This is a genomic window from Pseudoalteromonas sp. B160, from assembly GCF_037162485.1.
Classification (GTDB): domain Bacteria; phylum Pseudomonadota; class Gammaproteobacteria; order Enterobacterales; family Alteromonadaceae; genus Pseudoalteromonas; species Pseudoalteromonas rhizosphaerae.
Genome location: NZ_JARLUX010000001.1, coordinates 2,319,066 through 2,340,239, shown reverse-complemented (window position 1 = coordinate 2,340,239; position 21,174 = coordinate 2,319,066). Strand labels below are relative to the sequence as shown.

Here is a 21,174-nt window from a genome sequence, read left to right as displayed (position 1 = left end):
TGATCAGAGCGAAAAATTATCTAAGTCTGGGGTTGATTCAAACTCACCGAGTCGTTCAATTTCGGTGTCTTGGCGCATTTGTTCATGCCAACGCTCTTCATCCCAGATCTCAAATTTATTCATCAAACCGACCAACATGATTTTTTTGCCTAAATCAGCATGAGACCGTAACGACGGTGCCAGCAATATTCGACCATTTTTATCTAATTGGTATTCTGTTGCATTACCTAACAACATCCTTTGCATGCGTCGAGCGCGTGGATTCATATTGGAAATTTTAGCTAAGCGATCTTCTATATCCTGCCATTGCGCCAATGGATATAACCACAAGCAAGGCTCGTTCAGTGCGACAGTACAGATCACCGTCCCCTGATCTTCAGACAACAACGAGTCTCGGTACTTAGTCGGTACCGCAAATCGTCCTTTATCATCCAAACTCAGTGAACTCGCACCACGGAACATAAAAAGCCTACTCTAAAAGTTTGTAATTAATCTGTTTTGATTAATTTGATCCAATTTGATCCACTAAATACCACTTTTTACCACAGTGCTCCAGTTTAGGGCTTGACAAGCTATTTTGTCAAGTCAGCAAAAACCTATAATGGCGTGTTAAAGCCAGAAAAAATAAGGCCTAGCGCAAAGCTACTGAATTACGTGGGAAAAAGTGGATAACTACAAAAAAAATATTTTATTCTGAGATAAAACAAAATAAACAGACTTAAATGATTAATGAATAATCAATGAACAGTTACAAAATATTAGTAGCGAATTACTGCTTAATAGATCTTGTAAAATTTACGCGATCTTTTTGCAATAGTTACTTAAAACGCTGTTATTTCAAACAAACCAATTCGAAAAATAAAAAGTAAAACATTGATTTATAATTAATTAAATAAGATTGTAGAAGTGGTACGAAGGCTGCAACAAGTATTACACAATTTAGTTTTAATATTTAAGGAACGATTACTATGACTACTTCAACATCGAGTTCTAATTCAGCTGCAAAAACCAGTAAAAAAGTTGATGACATCGCTGCTCACACTGAATCGCCATTAACAGATAAAGCAACCTCAGCGGCTCATCTTGCTGTTGATTCGCTGTCTTCTAAGGCTGCAACAGCAGAGCAAAATATTCGCCATGGTGCTTCAAGCTCAGCTGAAACTCTGACTGAAAAGCAAAAAATTGCGCGTGAAAAACTGTCTGAATACAGTGGTAAAACTCGTCAATTAGCCGCTGAAAATCCGCTTGCTACAGCTGGTATTGCGTTTGCAGCCGGTATGCTAGTAACTGCACTATTTCGCCGTAGCAAGTAAGCGATTATGCAACCACATACCGATCCTAAAGATAAACAGCATCAAGCCGCTGATCCTGCGCCGCAAAGTGCTGATCAGTGGCAAGATCATCTTGCTAAATTGTCTCAATACGGTGAACAGCTTTATCAGGACTATCGCCAACAGGCAGGTATTTGTAAAGAATTAGCGAGTGCCGAGTGGCGACTATCAACCCGCTCTTTGGCATTGACTATTATTTTACTGGTAAGTTTTGCCGGTGGCTTAGTATTGTTGTGGGCCGGTTTGCTGATCACACTTGGCTTTGCGATTTTTGCCTTTAGTCAATCAATATGGTTCAGTGCTGTGTGTCTAATTGGCTTACAATTGCTTTGTTTGATGTGGCTGTGGAAAAATATTGGTTATATCAGCAGTAAAATTGGCTTTGATAAAACTGCGCACAGCATTAAACAATTACTCAATATAAATAGGGGTGAATAATGCTAATTGATTATTTTATTAAGAAACCAAATCATAAAGTTCGTCACTTAAGTCAAAAAATGAATAGCATCAATGCGTTAAAACAGCAACATCATCAAGCTTTCAATTACCGACTTAAACGCTTTGCAGTATCGAATGTCGGTATTGCCAGTGCCTTTACGGCAGGTGCAGGCTTTCAAGCGCTAAATAGTCATAACCAAAATTCATCCAAAAAAATAAAGCTAAGTCAATTTAGCTGGTTATTACGTTTACTATAATAATGAGGTTTACGTAGCGCAATCATACTCTTTTGCGTAGTTGCTCTATTATTTATTAGAGAAAGTATAAATAACCTTTTATTATATATGGTTATTTTCAACTTAATTGGCTACAATTTTATGCCAAAGCCCAGTATGAAGAGTATTGTTATTTTTTCCTCATCGTTACAACACCGACTTTATCGTTTATTTATCTTACTGAGCTTACCAGGTATTTTGGTGATCTTATTTAGCCTTTGGCATGCCAAAGAAACGGCGCGCCAAGAGAGTCGGCTGCAGGCTTTAACGGTTGCCGAACAGCTTATGGATCAGCAAACTGAGCTACTCAAAAAAATTAAAACATTTACTATTCAGCTTGCGGATTTAAAAGACTTTGCCGCGCCACTACAAACCGGCTGCCCTTATTACTTAGCTAAAATACAAAAACTTCAACCTGAAATTGCAAATATTGGTATCGTCAATATACAAGGCGATGCGGTGTGTTTATTACAAGGACGCAAAGAAAATATTAATATTGCCGATCGTGAATACTTTAAAAATGCTGTGGCAACTAAAAGCTTTGCCATTGGCTATTTTCAAAAAGATCGCAGTATCAATTCCCTCAGTTTCAATTTTGCTTATCCACTTATTGATCAGCAGCAACAAGTATATGGGGCGGTAGTAACGGTTGTCACATTAGATTGGTGGAGCCAGATACTTGCCAACTCTCATTTACCCGAAGATGCCATTGCTGTTATAACCGACAACAACGGTCGCATTATTGCAAATTACCCTAACGATCCATCGCTGTTTGGCGAAAATATTAACGCCTATGGATTTAGCTCTGAACTACCTATGCTCAATAGCACAATTGAATTGCAAGGTATTAATCACATTTTACACAGTAAAACCATGTATACCGATGAAACTAAAAATAGCCTAAACGTCTATGTTGTCATGCCATTTAATAACGCAATTCAAGCTGCCAACCAACTATTTTTTATCACATTAGCTGCATTCACATTGATGATTATTGGCCTGTCTATATTTGCTCATAGCCAATTAAAGCGCAACGTATTAACGCCCATAGCGCAACTCACACTGACGATTAAAGAGCTTGCGCAAGGGTTATTACCAAAACAGTTTTCTTTAAATAGCCCAGAGCTGAATACTCTCTATCAACATTTTAAAGCGATGGCGCAAACACGTCTGACGGCAGAAGCGAGTGTCAAACGCCAACATGACGAACTAAGTAGTTTATTAAACGCCTTGCCTGATACCTATATTCGGATCAATGTTCACGGTGATGTACTGAACTTAGGCGGACAAATTTCACAGTTAAATTTACCAGTGTGTGCGCGTTCAAAGTTACATCTTCGCGAGCTACTTGGTGAAGAAAAAGTAAACAGTTACTTAGGAATTTACCCTGTAAAAATAAAACTAGCCAATTTGAGTTAATAATCAATAACAGCGAAGTCGAGCAAGTATTTGAAGCGCGGATCAGTGCCAAGCATAATAGCAACGAGTACACCATCGTATTGCAAGATATTAGCCAGCGAAAGAACGCTGAAAAAGCCTCTCATCTGGCCTCATTGGTCTACTCAAATAGCAGTGAAGGAATGGCTATTACCGATCCAAACGGCGTTATCTTAGATGTTAACCCAGCTTTTTGTGAAGTAACTCAATACAGTAAAAAAGAAATACTGGGCAATACCACCGCTATCTTAGCTTCAGGCAAACACAGCAAAGCGTTTTATCATGAAATGTGGCTACAGTTACAAAAAACGGGTCGTTGGCAAGGTGAAATAATTAACCGTCGTAAAGATGGCGAGTTATTCACTGAATGGCTTACTATCGATACTGTATACAATGAACATTCTGAAGCGCAGCGCAGAGTCGCGATCTTTACCGATATTACTGCTAAAAAAGCAGCAGAAGATCTGATATGGCATCAAACTCACTATGATCATTTAACCAATCTACCTAATCGAATTGAGCTTAAAGAACGCTTAAATCAGCGCCTCAACAACAGCTTAAATCCTAATGAGCCACTGGTGATCATGCTACTTGATCTTGATCATTTCAAAGACATAAATGACACCTTAGGCCATTTTTATGGTGACGAATTACTTAAGTTGATCGCAATTCGTTTGCAACAAGAAATTGTTGATATTGAGTTTATTGCACGTATTGGTGGCGACGAATTTGTCATTGTGCATGCCAAGCTAGTCACTGAAGAACACATTAAAAAAGTAGCCAACGATATCCTCAATGCCATGACAAAAGCATTTATACTCGAAGGCGAAGAACTACACATAGCAACCAGCATCGGCATCGCTATTGCACCAATCGATGGCGATAGCTCAGAGCTGTTATTAAAAGCCGCCGACCAAGCCATGTATAAAGCCAAACAAAATGGTCGTAACTGTTTTGAGTTTTTCAATCACAACTTACGTGAGCAAGCACAAGCGCGTATGGATTTACTCAAAAACATGCGCTATGGCATTGAACAAAAACAATTTGATCTTTATTACCAAGCAATCGTTAACCTAGGTTCTGGACACATTCATAAAGCAGAAGCACTATTGCGCTGGCGCCACCCGACACGCGGCGTAATTAGTCCCGCAGAGTTTATACCTCTGGCCGAAGAGTCTAGATATATCAACCCATTAGGACAATTTGTATTTACTCGCGCATTACAAACGCTAACGATTTTACGAGCGCAGGTTGATGCCAACTTTCAACTTAGTATTAATGTCTCGCCGGTACAATTTAGCTGCCTTGATAGCGGTATTGATCTGTGGCCAGCCTTACTAAAAGCCGCCAATTTACCACCGAGTGCAATTGTTAGCGAGATCACCGAAGGGTTAATGATCGCACCAGAGCAACTCACTCAACAACGTCTGAAAGCGCTGGTAAAATCCGGTATGGAACTCGCTTTAGATGACTTTGGCACCGGCTATTCATCGCTTGCCTACTTGCAACAAATGGACGCAGATTATTTAAAAATTGATAAATGTTTTGTTGATAACATTCAAGCCGACAATCAAGATCTCGCGTTATGCAAGCAATTATCACTATGGCACATCAATTTGGTTTAAAAGTGATTGCCGAAGGCATTGAAACACCAGAGCAGCAGCAATTATTACTTGGTATAGGGTGTGATTATGGCCAAGGCTATTTGTTTGCAAAGCCATTACCCGAACAGGAATTTTTAGCACTGGTAAGCAACCAATCCACAACAGCTACCTAAATATTGCTGATCCAGCACAAACTATGCACAGAAAACTTAGCTAGCTATTGTTTAATAAATAACGAACTGATAGGTTACCAAACAGATTTTATTAAATTAACTGTTAGCCGTGATTTCAAAATTGCCTCGTTGGGTAGAATATGGATCGTTTTTACTTGCGCTTGTTGCTGGGCTTGTTAATTCGATAGGGTTACTAGGCTTCAAACATCAATCAATTTCACATCTATCAGGCACTGCAACACTCCTTGGCACAAGCCTTGTTACCTCCCACGTTACTGATGTATTACACCTAGCTCTTATCCTACTGAGTTTTTAGCTGGTGCGGCGATCTCCGGCGCTTTTTTGCAAAGTGGTGCATTAAAACTTGGCCATAACTACAGCAGCTTGCTGTTATTTGAAGCCATTCTGTTAGCAAGCTCAGTGTATTTTTTATCGAATGACTCTGTAAACGGGCACTATTTAGCATCTGCAGCCTGCGGCTTACAAAATGCGTTAGCCACCACTTACAGCGGCGCAGTTATTCGCACCACCCATGTTACCGGTATCTTTACTGATCTAGGGCTAATGCTTGGCGCTAAATTAAGAGGCGAACCCTTTGATAAACGCAAAGCACTGTTGTTTTTACTGATCATCTCAGGATTCATTTGCGGTGGTACATTAGGTGCTTATGCATTCCAGTTTTATAAATTTAATGCACTCTTTATCCCCGCCACCATCTGTCTAGTATTAGCCGTTAGCTACTCAGTGTTTAAAGCGATTAATAGTAACAAGACTTAGCCCTTTGCACGGTTCACACCTCTTTTGCAGTACATCATTGCTACAAACCTACATTAACGTTCATCTTAAGAATCGACAGGTAATTTCACTAGGAATAATTCTTAGACATAGTAAATTGATTTAGATGTATAATTCCTGAAAATGGAGGGATTTATGCGGATTGGTATCATTGAAGATCATCAGTTAGTTCGAGATAGTTTTAAAAAACTACTTGAGCTCGAGTTAAACTGGCAAGTAACAATTGAAGCTTGCTCAGTGAACGAAGCAAAGTTAGCAGTAAATATTGACCAGCCAGATGTCTTTATCGTTGATATTTCAATGCACGAAGGTGAGACTGGCCTGACTTTTCTATCATACTTAAATGAGCATTACCCAGAAATAAAAACCATTGTAGCTTCTATGCACGACCATGAACCGTACGTCAGCAATGCAATACAACTTGGGGCGCTTGGTTATGTGTCAAAGCGCTCAGCTTCAGACGCTATGATTGATGCGGTAAAAACAGTAATGCGCGGCCATCGCTACATCAGTGAAGACGTTAACTTCAACTACACCTGTGTTTCTGATAAAAAAGACCTTTTAACAAATAGAGAAATAGAGGCTCTACCACTTTTTGCCAAAGGCTTAAATGCCAAACAGGTTGCTCAACAGCTCGGCATGATGCCGAAAACCGCTCACGTACATAAAACAAATATTTGTAATAAACTAAACGCAACAACTTCATTTGAACTATTAAAAGTTGCCATTGATATCGGGGTTATTCAACTTAATGAGTTGGCCTAGGCTTATCACTGCCACACCTTCCACTACAAACATAGTACTAGGGGCAGCTAAGCAATGCGCGGTTTGCGTTGCTTACTTAATCGCGCTGTGTGCCTCTACATGGGTTAGTAACCATCTAGAAACCGTCCCACAAAGTAGTGCTATATTTCTCCCTGCAGGTATTAAACTGGCTTTTGTTATTATGTTCCCAACACGCTATTGGCCAATAATATGGTTAGCATCACGACTCTATGCAGCGTATTTAGGTTCTTTTTATACCCAGCAATGGCATTTAAATTTATTGCATGGTGCGTGGCAAGAGGCTATCTATTTAGCCATTGTCTTCGCTTTTAAGCATAGCCGTTGGCCACCAACGATAAAAGATAGTAAAGGTGTGCTTTCGCTTATTTTACTAGCAAGCTTAGCGGCAGCATCAAAATGGTTTTTGTTTGCCAGCTCTTTTGAGTTCACAACTTGGTTAGAAGGTAAACAACTACTGCAATATCAGTTAAATATGACTTTAGGTGATTTAACTGGCAGCTTGTTTATCACACCTTTTATTATTTTGTGTGCTAACAGTTATCACCGAGCCTTTAGCCTAGAGGGCGGAGTTAAACTAATTATCACAGTCACTGTTTTTACCCTATTAATGCTGTCGATTTATCTGCTGCGCCCTGATATCTACTCACTATTACGCTTGGCTTCCCTACTACCAATTATTTGGTTTTCATATCACTTTGGTATTACAGGCGCTATATTTGGCGCAGCAGCAGCAAATGGCTTAATAATATTAGAAGCAAGCATCACACAAGATGCAACTAATACTTATATTAGCCAATTGTTTATTCTGACCAATGCCGCAACGAGTTTATTACTCGGTGCGGCAGCAGCAGAGCTGCGACAAAAAAATAATATGCTAACACTGACAAACATTGAACTTAGGGCGCAATTAGAAAAAAACCAACAACTGGCTATCAAAATGGTGAATGTACAAGAAAGTGAGAGGAAGCATTTATCACAAGAGCTTCATGATGAATTAGGGCAAAACCTGACTGCATTTAAAACCGATCTTGCCGTTTTAACCAGTATGACGGATCAAAGCGTCAGCGCGATTGTGACTACGTTAAAACAAAATGCTAATTCAATGTATGATTCAGTCTATCACCTGATGCATTATCTGCGTCCGCGTGAGCTTGATGAATTAGGCTTAGCAAAAGCACTTTCACAAGGGAAGTTTAAAAGCTTGATGCATAAAGAAAAAGTTAGGTATATAACACATTTATGCATAAACGAAGCAATTAGAGATGAACATCAAATTGCGATCTATCGAATTTGCCAAGAAGCAATCACCAATTGCATCAAGCACAGCTGTGCATCTGAGTTGGTAATTAGTTTAGATTCCAACTCGGATCTGATCACGTTAATTATTCAGGATAATGGCAATGTCGCGACAACCGCCTCACACTCGGGTGGTTATGGTCTCGCTTTCATTGATGAACGCGTGACTGCTCTTGGCGGCCAATGCTCATTCTCAAACGAGCAAGGCTTCACCATTAATGCAACATTCCCCATATCAGCTGATGAACAAGTCCGCTAGCGAATATAAACTTGCTTGGAATAAAACTTTTCCTTACCTGTATCGCCTCATTATCGTTAGCAGGTACTTGCACTTCAGCTTGATTACCGACTAACTGTAATAGCAATCCTTGAGCAATTTCCTTATCCCCGACTTTTGATTTTATAACCACTTTTTTGCCAATAGCACCTTGCAGCCGAGGCTTAGGAAAAGTGACTTTATTGATTGGCTTTAAGCCTTCATAATTAGTGAAAAGATTAACGCAGTGCTGTTTTGCTGCAAGTATCAAATCGTCTTTAGACTTCACAATATCGACATTATTCAAAAAGTGAATAAGTGCACTATTACGCCGATCAAACTCACTGGACACATCCTGTATATTAAGCGCTGATGCCCATTTACGGAGCACTAAATATTTTCCTAGTTTGATCCGCGTCAAGCTGGTTGATGCCCCAGTCATCTTGCTATACCACTCGATGCGGTAGCATGATGAACCTAAGCTATGTAATAGCACCGTTGTATTGCCAAACTCCCTTGTACTGCCCTCGATCACGCTCATTCTAATTCCCTAAACTAGCAATAAAGCAATAGGTTAGGCGCTAATGAAAGAGGTTAATATCATCGTTTTTCTTATTACGACTAAGAAAATGGCTTATAGCATTTGTGCCTAGTTTGGATTTAGAGCGTATATTTCAAGCATAAAAAAGCCCGCAGCGTTAACTGCGGGCTTTTTTATTGAATGAGTGAGTCAGCCGTATAAGCCGAGTTCTGTCCTTTCCGAAGAAAGTGATAATCATTCGTCTAGGCCATAAATCGCTCTATGGCTCAAGCAACCTACCCGGTTCCAACGTGGGCCACGCCATAAGGAACCCTATTTGGTCTTGCTCCGGGTGGAGTTTACCTTGCAACCAACTATTGCTAGTGGCTCCGGTGCGCTCTTACCGCACCCTTTCACCCTTACCAATCCGAAGATTGGCGGTCTCCTCTCTGCTGCACTTGTCGTAGGCTCACGCCCCCAGCCGTTAGCTGGCACCCTGCCCTATGGAGCCCGGACTTTCCTCCCCCTGCGCATTTTCGTTGCAGGCAGCGATCATCTTGGCTGACTCGGCGCGCAGTATACCTGAGCTGGATTGTATGTGCAGTAAAGATTTAGCCTTTTTCGTCAATAATTGTTTTATAAAGGGCATTTTTCTTCATGCCAAAATAATCGGCCACTATACCGCAGGCTTTTTTCATTGGCATTTCATTCTCAAGTAACGCCAACATTTTACGTGCTTCTGGCGGAATATCATCAACCTGCTTTGGATTACCAGGCAACATTAGCACTATTTCGCCGCGCTGTTTGGTTGGATCGTCGGTTAAAAACTGTTTAAGTTCACTTACTGTGCCATTAAAAAATGTTTCAAAGGTTTTGGTCAACTCTTTAGCAAACACCACTTGTTGCTCACTACCAAGCGCTATCTCCAAGTCATCTAAACTTGCCATGATGCGATGAGTACTTTCGTACATAATGCTGGTTATATTGGAATTAACCGCTTCAATAAAAAAGTCTTGGCGAGCTTTGCTTTTTGCTGGGGTAAAACCAATAAACTGAAAACGATCTGTTGGTAAACCTGAACAACATACAGCTGTTATGGCGGCGCATGCTCCTGGTATGGGTGTGACATGTGCGCCCTGCTCTCGGCATAAATTAACAACCGCATAACCAGGGTCACTAATTAGCGGTGTGCCTGCATCCGAAACTAATGCTATATTTAAACCTTGATTAAGTTGATCAATAATTTGTTGCGCTTTTTGCTTTTCATTATGGTCGTGCAAAGCAAAGGTTTTAGCTTTAATACCAAAGTGACTAAGCAACTTACCGGTATGGCGCGTGTCTTCAGCAGCGATTAAGTCAACTTGCGATAAAGTCGCGATTGCACGCTGACTTAAGTCGTCATAATTGCCGATTGGGGTGGCTACAATGTAAAGAGTGCCGATTTTCTGTGAATTCTCCTCATTTAACATTGAGGTCTCCTGCGTCAGTCAGTAATATAAGCAAATCGCGTTAACGTATTGGGAAATCATTGTGCGACTTAAACTTGTTAGTCTATTAATCATATTGTCAGGGTTATCGGCCTGTAGTACAACCGAAAAACCGACTAAAACCAGTGAAAACCTCAGTTCAGCTAATAGCGCATCACAAATTCAAGCGACTGACGCACAATCTATGTACCAACTAGCATTAAATCGCCTAGGCGCTGACAAAATCCAACTTCTTTATAGTGCGCGTGATGCTGCGATTGTAGAGCAACAATGGCCACTGTTAGAGCAAATTAGTACTGAATTAGAACGCACACCTAGCGTAGACCAAGTGCAAAATAAACTCTATACCGCTTTTGCGCAAATGCAACAAAACAAGAATACCCTCGCACTTGAGATGCTAGCCAGTTTAGACAGCCAATTGACTCAACCGGAGCATTTTGCTTGGCATCAATATTTAACCGCCAGTATTTACGCATCACAAAATTTACCAAAACAAGCGATGCCATATTTTTTTCGCGCTTCTGAAACCGCAAGTAAAAAGAACTTAACGATCCCACAATTAAATAGTGCGTTATGGCAGAACCTTCAGCAGCTTTCATCTTATGCCCTTGAACGCTTTAACCGCGGCTCAGTGATACAGCAAGGTTGGGTAAATTTAGCTTTATATCATAAAGTTTACTTAGGTGCCCCTGTAGAACTTAACCAAGCAATTAATAATTGGCAGCGCCGTTATTCAGGCCATCCGGCAATCGCGGTATTACCAAAAAAGGCTGCGGATCTAATTACTGCTGAGCCACTGAATATTGAACGTTTAGTTGTTTTATTACCCCAATCAGGTGCTAATGAACGCCTAGGTGATGCCTTAAAAGCTGGCGTGTTAGCAGCACTAGATAACTCATCTATTGATGAAACCATTTTTATTGATGAAATGCTTAGCTCTGCTGAGCTTTCTGCAAAATTACTCGAAATTAAACCAAACTTTATAATTGGGCCGTTACTCAAAGCGAACATTGATAAGCTAGTTGCAAGCAAAGCATTACAAGATTACCCAGTTTTGCACTTAAATACCTTTGATGGTGAGCGCCAGTCTCCACAGCATTACTTCTTTGCGCTTAATCCTGAACACGAAATACAGCAAGCACTTGAGCACTTTTTAACGGTTGGTTATCAAAAACCTATGCTGCTTGCGCCAAATAATAGTTCAGGCCAGCGCTTAGTGGATTTATTCAACCGACAATGGCAACGCTATAGTGAAACCACACCAGAAGTTGGTCTTTATAATGATAAAAAAGATATGCCAACCACCATTATTAACCTGTTAGAAGTTGATAAATCAAAAGAACGTATTGCGACCGTTAAGTCATTATTTAAACAAGAAGTAGAAAGCGAAACCCGCTCTCGTCGTGATATTGATGTTATTTATATTCTCGGTGATGCTATCGAAACTCGCTTGATTAAACCTTATTTAGATGTAAATGTGAGTACCTTTGCTGATCGCATTCCTCTGTATGCCAGCTCAAAAAGTCATAGCAAGCAAATCGATAGCACCGATAAAGGCGATCTCGATGGTTTGTATTTTACCGAGTTACCATGGATGCTCAGTGGACAAGTCAAAGATCATGCCTTGCGTCAGCAATATAACTCGCTGTGGCCAGAACAGGCTGATATAAGTCAGCGTTTATTTGCGATGGCCTATGATTCGGTTGCTATGTTAAGTAGTATCACACAATTGAGTATGCTTCCGGTAAGCGGTTTAATGGCTTAACCGGTCAATTAAGCATTACCAGTGATGGGCAAATAAATCGCCAACTTAATTGGGCGCAATACAAAAATAGACAAATCCAGGCGGTGCAGCTAGCAACATCAGCACCGTTACCATTATTTATGCAATCAGCTACCAGCCGGTCAAACAGTGAGTAGCTAAAAGCAATATAAAACAAGGATGTTGTGATGTCGTGGTTTAAACAACTGTGGCAAAATAGCCGAGAGAAAGGCCAGTATTACGAGCTACAAGCGCAAAAATACTTAGTAACGCAAGGGCTGATCCCGTTAGAGCGAAACTATAACTGCCCCTACGGGGAGCTAGATGTAATAATGCGCGATGGCAACACGCTAGTGTTTGTGGAAGTGAAATTTCGCAGTAGCTATGTTAAGGGTGGAGCAATCCACGCTTTAGGTAAACAAAAGCAAGAACGTTTAAAGCGCTCTATTTACCATTATTTAGCAACCAAAAAGCTTAGTGATCAAGCAATAAGAATCGACTTTGTCGCAATAACAGGCGGCACATCGCAACAACTTAATTGGATAAAAAACGTATTTTAATATGCAAGATACTATAAAAGAGATTTTTACTGAAAGCATTCAGGTGCAAATAGCCGCCGGCGAAGTACTCCCAAGCGCCCTAGAAGCCGCTGCATTTACCATAGCGCAAAGCCTAATCAATGGTAATAAATTGATTTGTTGCGGTACTGCGAGCTGTCATATGCTTGCTCAGCATATGGCCGGTATATTGATCAACTACTACGAAACAGAACGTCCTTGTTTACCGGCAATCGCGCTGTCACAAGAACATATCAATCTTGGTCAAAGCACCCAAAGTGACGACCAAGAAACTTTTGCGCGGCAAATACGAGCGTTTGCTCAACAAGGCGATTTACTATTGGTCTTAGCAATTAATGGCAACGAAAAAAACATCATATCGGCAGTCGAAGCCGCACTCACCAAAGATATGAAAGTTATTGTTATGGTTGGTGATGATGGCGGTGAGCTAGTAGGTTTACTCGGCGCCAATGATGTCGAAATTCGTGTTCCGTCAAAACGTCCTAGCCGCATCATAGAATCTCACTTGGTTAATCTTCATTGTTTGAGTGAACTCGTCGACTTGACCCTATTCCCACAGGAAGAAAGCTAATGTTGAAACAATCTCTAATTGTTATTAGTACAGTACTATTATTACAAGGCTGCGCTGCTGCAGTTGTTGCAGGTACCGCTGGTGCCGTTACCGCAGCCAACGATCGTCGTACTCTTGGTTCGCAAATCGATGATAGTAATATCGAAATCAAAGCTGGGGTCGCAATAAACGATGTACCTCGCCTTGCTGATCATGCCAATATCAGCGTGGTTAGCGTTAACGGCATCGTGCTGTTAGTAGGCCAAGTTGCTAATCAAGAAATGAAAGATGAAGCTCAGCGTGCCATTGAGGGCCTACCTGCAATACGTAAAATACATAACCAGCTGCGCATAGGCTCTAACATTAGTATGAGCACCCAAACCCATGATTCTTGGTTAACCTCTAAAGTAAAAACGCAATTACTCACTACTGACAATATCAGCAGCAACAATATTAAAGTAGTTACTGAAAACGGCGAAGTATTTTTAATGGGCTTAGTGTCTGATGCCGAGTCAAATACAGCAGTAGACGTTGCCCGTAATGTCTCTGGCGTAGAACGTGTTATTAAGGTCTTTGAGTATTTGTAGAGGTATCAAGTTCTAGGTTCGAGGAACTTATAAGCCTTGCAGTTAATATTGCAAGGCTTTTTAATTCCTGTACGCGGGAGTGTACCTCGCGCATTTTCGCTTAAAACGCGGGATAACCCGTTGCTACAACAATCAACCTTAACCCGCTTCTCGCAGCTCGTCGCCCGTGAACTTAAACTACACCTGCGCGACATAAAGCCGCGCCTACGCAAATCCAACCATCCATGCCAACCCCGTAGCCCTTAGTTTACCTAGCGCCTTTAACCTTTAACCTTCAATCTGCTTTTATACAGACATAAAAAAACCGCTTAATCAGCGGTTTTTATCAAACAATTACATATTACTTAATAACACGTAAGTGTGAGCCTTTTTTCTTTTCAGGCTTAGAAGGAGCTGGCTCGTCAGGTAATAATTCATCTGCGATATCAACACTTTCTAACTCAGCTGCAAACTCGTCTTCATCTTCTAAAAACTCATCTGCAGTAAACACAGTGCCTTCACCGTTTTCGCGGGCATAGATCGCAAGCACGGCACCAATTGGCACGTATACTTGCATTGGCTGACCACCAAAGCGGGCACTAAAGCTTAACTGCTGATTATCCATTGAGAATTGTGTGACAGCTGATGGGCTAATATTCAACACAATTTGTCCATCTTGAACAAACTGTGTTGGTATTTGCACGGCTGGAAAATCAGCATTAACCACTAAATGCGGTGTACACTGATTATCAACAATCCAATCAAAGAAAGCACGAAGTAAATAAGGACGATTAGGCGTCATTACAAACGGATCTCGCGCTCAGTTTCAGTAAGAGAAGCTTGGAATGATTCACGCTCAAATAAACGGATCATATATTCTTTCATCTCTTTAGAACCTGCACCAGTTAGCTCAATACCAAGCTCTGGTAAACGCCATAGTAATGGTGCTAAGTAACAATCAACTAAACTAAACTCTTCACTCATAAAGTAAGGAGCTTCAGTAAAGATTGCTGAAACAGCAAGTAAAGCTTCTGTTAGTTCTTTACGCGCTTGCGCTGATTCAGCGCCATTAGCATAAATTTTAGCAGCAAGGCTGTACCAATCTGTGTCGATGCGATGCATCATTAAACGGCTGCGGCCACGCATTACCGGATAAACAGGCATTAGTGGAGGGTGAGGAAAACGTTCATCAAGGTATTCCATGATGATGTTTGCCTGATATAAACCAAGCTCACGGTCAATCAGTGTTGGCACTGTACCGTAAGGGTTAATTTCATGAAGTGCTTCTGGCAGGTTGTCCTTTTCGGCCAGATGAATATCTACACTTACGCCTTTTTCAGCAAGTACAATGCGTACTTGATGGCTATACATACAGTTAGCACCAGAAAAAAGGGTCATTACAGGGCGCTTATTGGCAGCTACGGCCATGCCTACCTCCATTAAATAACAAAAACAGCAAAAGGGGCTTAAGCCCCTATTGCAAAATTACCTTTAAATATGTTCAAAATTAATGAACATCTCTCCAGTATTCTTTCTTCAACATGAATGCCAAGATAAATAGGATAACTAAGAATCCGATAACCTTGATACCTAACGCTTCTGATTCAAGACGTGAAGGTTCACCCACGTACTCAAGGAAGTTAGTTAAGTCACGAGCCGCTTGATCGTACTCGTCTACACTCATTTCGCCAGTCCCATCTGTTTCAGTACCAATAACTTTAGTCACAGTGTGACCATGTTCTTCGACTTCTTCAGTAATAGGCGTTGGTAAACCTTGCAGTTCTTGCAAAACGTGAGGCATACCTACCGATGGGAAAACAATATTGTTAACTCCAAACGGACGAGATTCATCTTTATAAAATGACTTTAAGTACGTGTAAATATAATCCGGAGATTTTACACGTGCAATTAGAGTTAGATCCGGCGGAGCCACACCAAACCATTTTGCTGCATCATCTTTAGTAATTGCGTTAGTGATATGGCTACCAACTTTTGAACCGTCAAAAATTAACTGCTCAAGGCCAACGGCTGTTGGAATACCGATATCACGGAAAGTACGCTCATAACGCTGATACTGCATTTGGTGACAACCAAGACAGTAGTTCATGAACAACTTTGCACCACGTTGCAACGAAGGCTGATCAGTTAGGTCATTACCGGCTTCCATTAATGGAACCGATGGACCTGCCGCCATTGCCGGCAATACGTTTATTGATAAAGCAAATAAACCGATAATTAGCTTTTTCATCATTTCGTTAACCTCTCTGGCAATGGCTTAGTTTTTTCATTCTTACTGTATACAAACAACAGTACGAAGAACATAAAGTAAGTCACAGTACAGATTTGTGAAATGATCGTCTTCATATCAGTTTGTGGAGTTGCACCCACCCAACCAAGAAGCACGAAAGTAACAACAAAACCTGCGATGTTCCATTTATGGAAGCCACAACGGTAACGAACCGATTTCACTGTGCCACGGTCAAGCCAAGGTAATAACGCCAGCACTACAATCGATGCACCCATCGCAGCAACACCAATTAGTTTATCTGGGATTGCACGTAAGATTGCATAGAATGGCGTAAAGTACCAAACTGGGAAAATATGTTCAGGTGTTTTAAGTGGGTTTGCCGCTTCAAAGTTTGGTCCTTCAAGGAAGAAACCATTCATCGCAGGCATAAAGAACACCACCCAACAAAACAAGATTAAGAAACCAACCACACCCACAATATCTTTTACTGTGTAATAAGGATGGAACGGAATCGCATCAACAATATCTTTCTTGTCAGTGTAATACTCATGGAATTTAAATTTAGGCTTATCTTCTTCAGCAACAGAGCCTTTCTTACGCTTGATCTCAACACCGTCAGGGTTATTTGAACCCACTTCGTGCAGTGCCACAATGTGTAAGAATACTAAAATTACGATAACCAATGGTAAAGCAATAACATGTAATGCAAAGAAGCGGTTAAGCGTTGCACCTGATATTACATAATCACCACGGATCCAAAGTGTTAAGTCATCACCAATAACCGGAATAGCCCCGAATAGTGAAATGATTACCTGTGCACCCCAGAATGACATTTGACCCCATGGTAATAAGTAACCCATGAATGCTTCAGCCATTAACGCTAAGAAGATAAACATACCGAATAACCACAGTAATTCACGTGGTTTTTGGTAAGAACCGTAGATCATGCCACGGAACATATGCATATATACAACGATGAAAAACGCAGATGCACCTGTTGAGTGCAAATAACGTAGTAACCAGCCGTATTCTACATCACGCATGATGTATTCTACTGAAGCGAATGCGCCCTCAGAAGACGGAACAAAGTTCATCGTTAACCAAATCCGGTAAGAATTTGGTTTACTAGTACTAACATGGCCAATGAGCCAAAGAAATACCAGAAGTTAAAGTTTTTCGGTGCTGGATACTGTGCAATATGCATGTTCCAAACACGTGTCATTGGGATACGGTCGTCTATCCAACCAATAATTTTACCGAACATTAGGCTACCCCTTTTTCTTCGCCCACTAATATAGTGGTTTCATCAAGAAATGTGTAAGGTGGTATTTCTAAGTTTAACGGGGCAGGTACCGATTTAAATACACGGCCAGCCATATCAAATTTAGAACCGTGACATGGACAGTAGAAACCATCATCTGTTCCCTCAACCTTTTCACCAAAATTACCTTGGAAAAAGCCAGGTGAACACCCTAAATGCGTACAAATACCTACCGCGAGAAATATCTCAGGGCGTAATGAACGGTAATCATTTGTTGATGATTCTAATTGTTGTGGCTCTTGCGATTGCGGATCACGAAGTTGACCTTCGTGTTCTTTCATCTGCTCAAGCATTTTAGGGGTCCGTGATACAACCCATACAGGTTTACCACGCCACTCGACACGTATTAATTGTCCCGGCTCAAGTTTGCTGATATCTACTTCTACAGGCGCACCCGCAGATTTAGCTCGCTCACTTGGATTCCAAGACGCAATAAAAGGAACAGCAGCCCCAGCCGCACCAACACCACCTACAACAGAGGTAGCTATGGTTAAAAAGCGACGTCGGCCATTGTCTACAGGCGCATTGCTCATCCACTTATCTCCACTATGATTCTCAACACTTGCTATATTGAGAACATCAGTTACAGCAGGTTAATTTTTCGAAATTTTAAAATAGAAGCGATCATAATTAAAACCCTTGATTAAAACAAGGTTATTAACAGCCTCATGCTCGAATAATCCCGACTTTATCAACTAATTGACTAAGTTAGCTCGAGCATAGAGCCGTTTTATGATATGACTTTTACAAAAACAATATACTGACCAAGATCAACCTCACTAAAAGGAAGCAGATTAACTGCACATGGTGCTGTTGAACTCACTCACATTACTTGCCAGACAATTGTAGCAAAAAATTCATCAATTAACTGACGGATTTACACTTATTACGATAATTATTGAACTTTTTTAAAGTTATACGCAACAAAGGCAGTAGCAGGTTAATTATTAGCCGCATATTTGATACGAGTTTGCTTATGTCTGATAAAAAGTGCGAGTTTGCTTATGTCTGATAAAAAGTGCGAGTTTGCGAGTCGGAGTTTTTCAAGTTAGTTGTCGCATCAAGTTAAATTTTATGCCGCCCGCACTTCTTCTTTTTTCTCTGGATTCAAATTTACTTCATTGATCATTGTCCAATTTCGAGACTTTCCTGACCAACGACTTGGATTCTGTAATTTCGCTATTTCATTAACCCGATGACGTTCCGCTAGGATCGCTTTATCTAAACCTAAATGACGCTGATTTGGCGTGACAAACTTAATACCGCTATGTAAATGTTCATCGTTGTACCAATCTACAAATCCGTTAACCCATTTCCTTGCGCTCGCGATATCTTCGAAGGCTTTTTCAGGGTATTCTGGGCGATACTTTAATGTTTTAAATAATGACTCAGAATACGGATTATCGTTACTCACAGATGGTCGGCTAAATGAAGGCACAATCCCTAACTCCTGCAATGTCGCTAATAACGTTGCTCCTTTCATTGGACTGCCATTATCTGAGTGCAACGTGACTTGCTCAGGTTTTACCTGCTCTCGCCTGCAAATATCTACCATTAAATCAGCCGCCAGTGTGCTTAGTTGTGTGTCATGAACCTGCCAACCAACTATTTTTCGACTATAAATATCCATCACTAAATATAAGTATAAAAACTGACCTTTAACTGCTGTCGGCAAATACGTGATATCCCATGTATAAATTTCGTTTGCACGTGTTGCCTTGAGCGCTTTTGGCTTTTTTATCTTTTTATTTGGTTTTACTTTTTCTCTGTGTGTTAGTAAGTTATGTGATTTCATAACGCGATAAAACGAACTTTCTGATGCTATCCACACACCTTTATCCAATAGTTTAGGGACTATCTTGCAGGGTGGTAAATGCCCGTACTCTATTGAATTAACCGTCTTAATTATACGCTGTTGCTCTAATTCAGTTAGCTTATTAGGTGGTCGTTTTATCGTACTTGTCCGCTTATCTATCATATCTTCAGCTTCAATCCAGCGTTGGATTGTTCTTGTCGTTAAACCAAGTAACTCACATGCTTTTGCTTGCCTTGCCCCTGATTTCTGAGCGTCTTTAATGAGCTTTATCAATTCATGGCGTTCAGTTGAGCTGGTTAATCGTCCTCGTTGAAACCCCAAAGCGCATCTGCTTTTTTGAGTACAAGTAAAGCGGCTGTTTCTGCTAATGCTTTATCTTTACGATTAAGCTCTTTTTGAAGCTGCTTAATTTCTTGTTTGAGCTGCTTGCTGTCTGATTTTACAGGCTTCGTTGCTGGCCCTTTAGCAAAATCTTGCTTCCATTGTTGAATATGATGCGGGTAAAGTCCTTTAGCACGACAATATTCATTAAGAGCTGTTTCATCTAAACTCGCACATTCAATAATGGCGTTGAGCCTGTCTTCTAAGCTCCAGTCATGAGGGCGTTTTTCTGTTGTCATGTGACTACCGTTATTTTTAGTTTCAAGTTCATGGTTTTTAGCAAGTGCAATCCACCGTTGTAGTGTTGAATAGCCGACGCCTAAATCATCAGCAATATCTTCTAGACGAACATCATCACATTGAGATAATGCTTTTTCAACAGCTTGAACTTTAAATTCTTGAGTAAATCGACGTCTCATTTTATCTGCCTCTATTAAAAGTTAGAGGCGACAACTATCCTGACACAGGGGGAGTTTGCGAGTTTGCGAGTTTGCGAGTTTGCGAGTTTGCGAGTTTGCGAGTTTGCGAGTTTGCGAGTTTGCGAGTTTGCGAGTTTGCGAGTTTGCGAGTTTGCGAGTTTGCGAGTTTGCGAGTTTGCGAGTTTGCGAGTTTGCGAGTTTGCGAGTTTGCGAGTTTGCGAGTTTGCGAGTTTGCGAGTTTGCGAGTTTGCGAGTTTGCGAGTTTGCGAGTTTGCGAGTTTGCGAGTTTGCGAGTTTGCGAGTTTGCGAGTTTTATCAGAATGAATTTTTAAACGCGGTAGTCAAGTACTTCGTCTCTTTACTCCCACTAACTTTACTCTCACTAACTTTACTCTCGCTAATTTTACTCTCGCTAATTTTACTCTCGCTAACTTTACTCTCATTAACTTTACTCTCGCTAACTTTACTCTCGCTAACTTTACTCTCGCTAACTTTACTTTCGCTAACTTTACTTTCGCTAACTTTACTCTCGCTAACTTTACTCTCGCTAACTTTACTCTCGCTAACTTTACTCTCGCTAACTTTACTCTCGCTAACTTTACTCTCGCTAACTTTACTCTCGCTAACTTTACTCTCGCTAACTTTACTTTCGCTAACTTTACTTTCGCTAACTTTTATAACTCCAAAAACAAAAAACCCAGCAGAAGCTGGGTTTTTGAAATTCTTGATAACGTAAATATTAACGTTTTGAGAACTGTGGACGCTTACGCGCTTTCTTAAGACCCACTTTCTTACGTTCAACTTTACGTGCATCACGAGTAACGAAACCTGCTTTACGAAGTTGTGGACGTAGTGACTCGTCAAACTCCATAAGTGCACGAGTGATACCGTGACGGATAGCACCAGCTTGACCAGTAGTACCACCACCAGCAACGGTGATGTAAAGATCAAACTTTTCAGTCATATCAACAAGCCCTAAAGCTTGACGAACAACCATGCGTGCTGTTTCGCGACCAAAATACTCTTCTAAAGAGCGATTGTTGATTACGATGTTACCAGTGCCTGGGCGTAAGAATACGCGAGCACTTGAACTTTTACGACGACCTGTACCGTAGTATTGATTTGCCATGTTAGT

General features: G+C 40.8%; 20 protein-coding genes, 1 other RNA gene and 4 pseudogenes. 13 read left to right on the top strand and 12 right to left on the bottom strand.

All coding sequences use genetic code 11. From position 1 onward, the window contains the following. Positions 1–3: 3 nt before the first annotated feature. A complete protein-coding gene (gene mraZ / locus P4S61_RS10875) occupies positions 4–462 on the bottom strand; it encodes a division/cell wall cluster transcriptional repressor MraZ (protein ID WP_145236856.1) in 459 nt (152 codons plus the stop codon). A 506-nt stretch (positions 463–968) separates the two neighbouring features. Between mraZ and P4S61_RS10870 the strand changes: the two genes are divergently transcribed. From P4S61_RS10870 to P4S61_RS10855, 4 genes are all read left to right on the top strand, one after another. Then, positions 969–1,313, top strand: coding sequence for a DUF883 domain-containing protein (locus P4S61_RS10870; protein ID WP_182731648.1), 345 nt, complete (start codon positions 969–971; stop codon positions 1,311–1,313). Positions 1,314–1,319: 6 nt separating this feature from the next. Continuing rightward, on the top strand, positions 1,320–1,769 hold the full coding sequence (locus P4S61_RS10865; RefSeq protein WP_182758739.1) for a hypothetical protein: 450 nt from the start codon (positions 1,320–1,322) through the stop codon (positions 1,767–1,769). Next, positions 1,769–2,026: a hypothetical protein gene (locus tag P4S61_RS10860; RefSeq protein ID WP_182731650.1), complete on the top strand. Its 258-nt coding sequence runs from the start codon at positions 1,769–1,771 to the stop codon at positions 2,024–2,026. Before P4S61_RS10865 ends, P4S61_RS10860 begins: the two co-directional genes overlap by 1 nt. A gap of 120 nt (positions 2,027–2,146) precedes the next feature. Further along, on the top strand, positions 2,147–3,463 hold the full coding sequence (locus P4S61_RS10855; protein ID WP_337118264.1) for a cache domain-containing protein: 1,317 nt from the start codon (positions 2,147–2,149) through the stop codon (positions 3,461–3,463). Here the strand turns inward: P4S61_RS10855 and P4S61_RS10850 are convergent. After that, positions 3,460–3,588, bottom strand: a complete 129-nt coding sequence (locus tag P4S61_RS10850; RefSeq protein ID WP_337118263.1) for a hypothetical protein — start codon at positions 3,586–3,588, stop codon at positions 3,460–3,462. The two genes, P4S61_RS10855 and P4S61_RS10850, sit on opposite strands and share 4 nt — an antisense overlap. Positions 3,589–3,624: 36 nt before the next feature. Between P4S61_RS10850 and P4S61_RS10845 the strand changes: the two are divergent. From P4S61_RS10845 to P4S61_RS10825, 4 genes and pseudogenes are all read left to right on the top strand, one after another. After that, positions 3,625–5,258 (top strand): annotated as a pseudogene (locus P4S61_RS10845) (putative bifunctional diguanylate cyclase/phosphodiesterase). Positions 5,259–5,367: 109 nt separating this feature from the next. Beyond that, positions 5,368–6,035 (top strand): annotated as a pseudogene (locus P4S61_RS10835) (YoaK family protein). 153 nt (positions 6,036–6,188) lie between these two features. Continuing rightward, the gene (locus P4S61_RS10830; protein ID WP_149980610.1) at positions 6,189–6,818 is read left to right on the top strand and encodes a response regulator transcription factor; all 630 of its coding nucleotides are present in this window, start codon (positions 6,189–6,191) and stop codon (positions 6,816–6,818) included. Continuing rightward, on the top strand, positions 6,805–8,394 hold the full coding sequence (locus tag P4S61_RS10825; RefSeq protein ID WP_182731653.1) for an MASE1 domain-containing protein: 1,590 nt from the start codon (positions 6,805–6,807) through the stop codon (positions 8,392–8,394). The genes P4S61_RS10830 and P4S61_RS10825 overlap by 14 nt, the downstream gene beginning before the upstream one ends. Here the strand turns inward: P4S61_RS10825 and P4S61_RS10820 are convergent. The 3 genes from P4S61_RS10820 to rsmI form a co-directional block, all read right to left on the bottom strand. Continuing rightward, positions 8,351–8,932 carry a hypothetical protein gene (locus tag P4S61_RS10820; protein ID WP_337118260.1) on the bottom strand — a complete coding sequence of 194 codons (582 nt, stop codon included), beginning with the start codon at positions 8,930–8,932 and terminating at the stop codon, positions 8,351–8,353. The two genes, P4S61_RS10825 and P4S61_RS10820, sit on opposite strands and share 44 nt — an antisense overlap. Positions 8,933–9,114: 182 nt before the next feature. Next, positions 9,115–9,479, bottom strand: an RNA gene (gene rnpB / locus P4S61_RS10815) — RNase P RNA component class A. A gap of 43 nt (positions 9,480–9,522) precedes the next feature. Next, a complete protein-coding gene (gene rsmI, locus P4S61_RS10810; protein WP_149980608.1) occupies positions 9,523–10,380 on the bottom strand; it encodes a 16S rRNA (cytidine(1402)-2'-O)-methyltransferase in 858 nt (285 codons plus the stop codon). 61 nt (positions 10,381–10,441) lie between these two features. Between rsmI and P4S61_RS10805 the strand changes: the two are divergent. The 4 genes and pseudogenes from P4S61_RS10805 (at position 10,442) to dolP (ending at position 13,875) form a co-directional block, all read left to right on the top strand. Then, positions 10,442–12,318, top strand: a pseudogene (locus tag P4S61_RS10805) (penicillin-binding protein activator). A gap of 30 nt (positions 12,319–12,348) precedes the next feature. Further along, the gene (locus P4S61_RS10800; protein ID WP_145236829.1) at positions 12,349–12,720 is read left to right on the top strand and encodes a YraN family protein; all 372 of its coding nucleotides are present in this window, start codon (positions 12,349–12,351) and stop codon (positions 12,718–12,720) included. 1 nt (position 12,721) lies between these two features. Further along, positions 12,722–13,309, top strand: a complete 588-nt coding sequence (locus P4S61_RS10795) for an SIS domain-containing protein (protein WP_145236825.1) — start codon at positions 12,722–12,724, stop codon at positions 13,307–13,309. After that, a complete protein-coding gene (gene dolP / locus P4S61_RS10790; protein ID WP_064667842.1) occupies positions 13,309–13,875 on the top strand; it encodes a division/outer membrane stress-associated lipid-binding lipoprotein in 567 nt (188 codons plus the stop codon). The genes P4S61_RS10795 and dolP overlap by 1 nt, the downstream gene beginning before the upstream one ends. A gap of 340 nt (positions 13,876–14,215) precedes the next feature. On the opposite strand, the gene P4S61_RS10785 is transcribed toward dolP, so the two are convergent. The 6 genes and pseudogenes from P4S61_RS10785 to P4S61_RS10760 form a co-directional block, all read right to left on the bottom strand. After that, positions 14,216–14,656, bottom strand: a complete 441-nt coding sequence (locus tag P4S61_RS10785) for a ClpXP protease specificity-enhancing factor (RefSeq protein ID WP_145236812.1) — start codon at positions 14,654–14,656, stop codon at positions 14,216–14,218. Next, positions 14,656–15,282 carry a stringent starvation protein SspA gene (gene sspA / locus P4S61_RS10780; protein ID WP_064667929.1) on the bottom strand — a complete coding sequence of 209 codons (627 nt, stop codon included), beginning with the start codon at positions 15,280–15,282 and terminating at the stop codon, positions 14,656–14,658. The genes P4S61_RS10785 and sspA overlap by 1 nt, the downstream gene beginning before the upstream one ends. Positions 15,283–15,361: 79 nt before the next feature. After that, positions 15,362–16,105 (bottom strand): cytochrome c1, encoded by a 744-nt coding sequence (locus tag P4S61_RS10775; protein ID WP_337118259.1) that lies wholly within the window; start codon positions 16,103–16,105, stop codon positions 15,362–15,364. Continuing rightward, positions 16,102–17,366: pseudogene (locus P4S61_RS10770) on the bottom strand (cytochrome b). The gene P4S61_RS10775 and the pseudogene P4S61_RS10770 overlap by 4 nt, the downstream one beginning before the upstream one ends. After that, complete coding sequence (petA, locus tag P4S61_RS10765) at positions 17,366–17,956, bottom strand: ubiquinol-cytochrome c reductase iron-sulfur subunit (RefSeq protein ID WP_145236799.1); 591 nt, start codon at positions 17,954–17,956, stop codon at positions 17,366–17,368. The pseudogene P4S61_RS10770 and the gene petA overlap by 1 nt, the downstream one beginning before the upstream one ends. A gap of 539 nt (positions 17,957–18,495) precedes the next feature. Beyond that, positions 18,496–20,039 (bottom strand): IS3 family transposase gene (locus P4S61_RS10760; RefSeq protein ID WP_442961540.1). Its coding sequence is split into 2 segments (ribosomal slippage): positions 18,496–19,562 and positions 19,562–20,039, totalling 1,545 coding nucleotides; the frame shifts between segments, so codons are not numbered across the junction. 324 nt (positions 20,040–20,363) lie between these two features. Between P4S61_RS10760 and P4S61_RS22945 the strand changes: the two genes are divergently transcribed. Beyond that, positions 20,364–20,819 (top strand): pentapeptide repeat-containing protein, encoded by a 456-nt coding sequence (locus P4S61_RS22945; RefSeq protein WP_442961593.1) that lies wholly within the window; start codon positions 20,364–20,366, stop codon positions 20,817–20,819. Here the strand turns inward: P4S61_RS22945 and rpsI are convergent. Then, complete coding sequence (rpsI, locus tag P4S61_RS10750) at positions 20,779–21,168, bottom strand: 30S ribosomal protein S9 (protein WP_016710054.1); 390 nt, start codon at positions 21,166–21,168, stop codon at positions 20,779–20,781. The two genes, P4S61_RS22945 and rpsI, sit on opposite strands and share 41 nt — an antisense overlap. Positions 21,169–21,174: the final 6 nt, after the last annotated feature.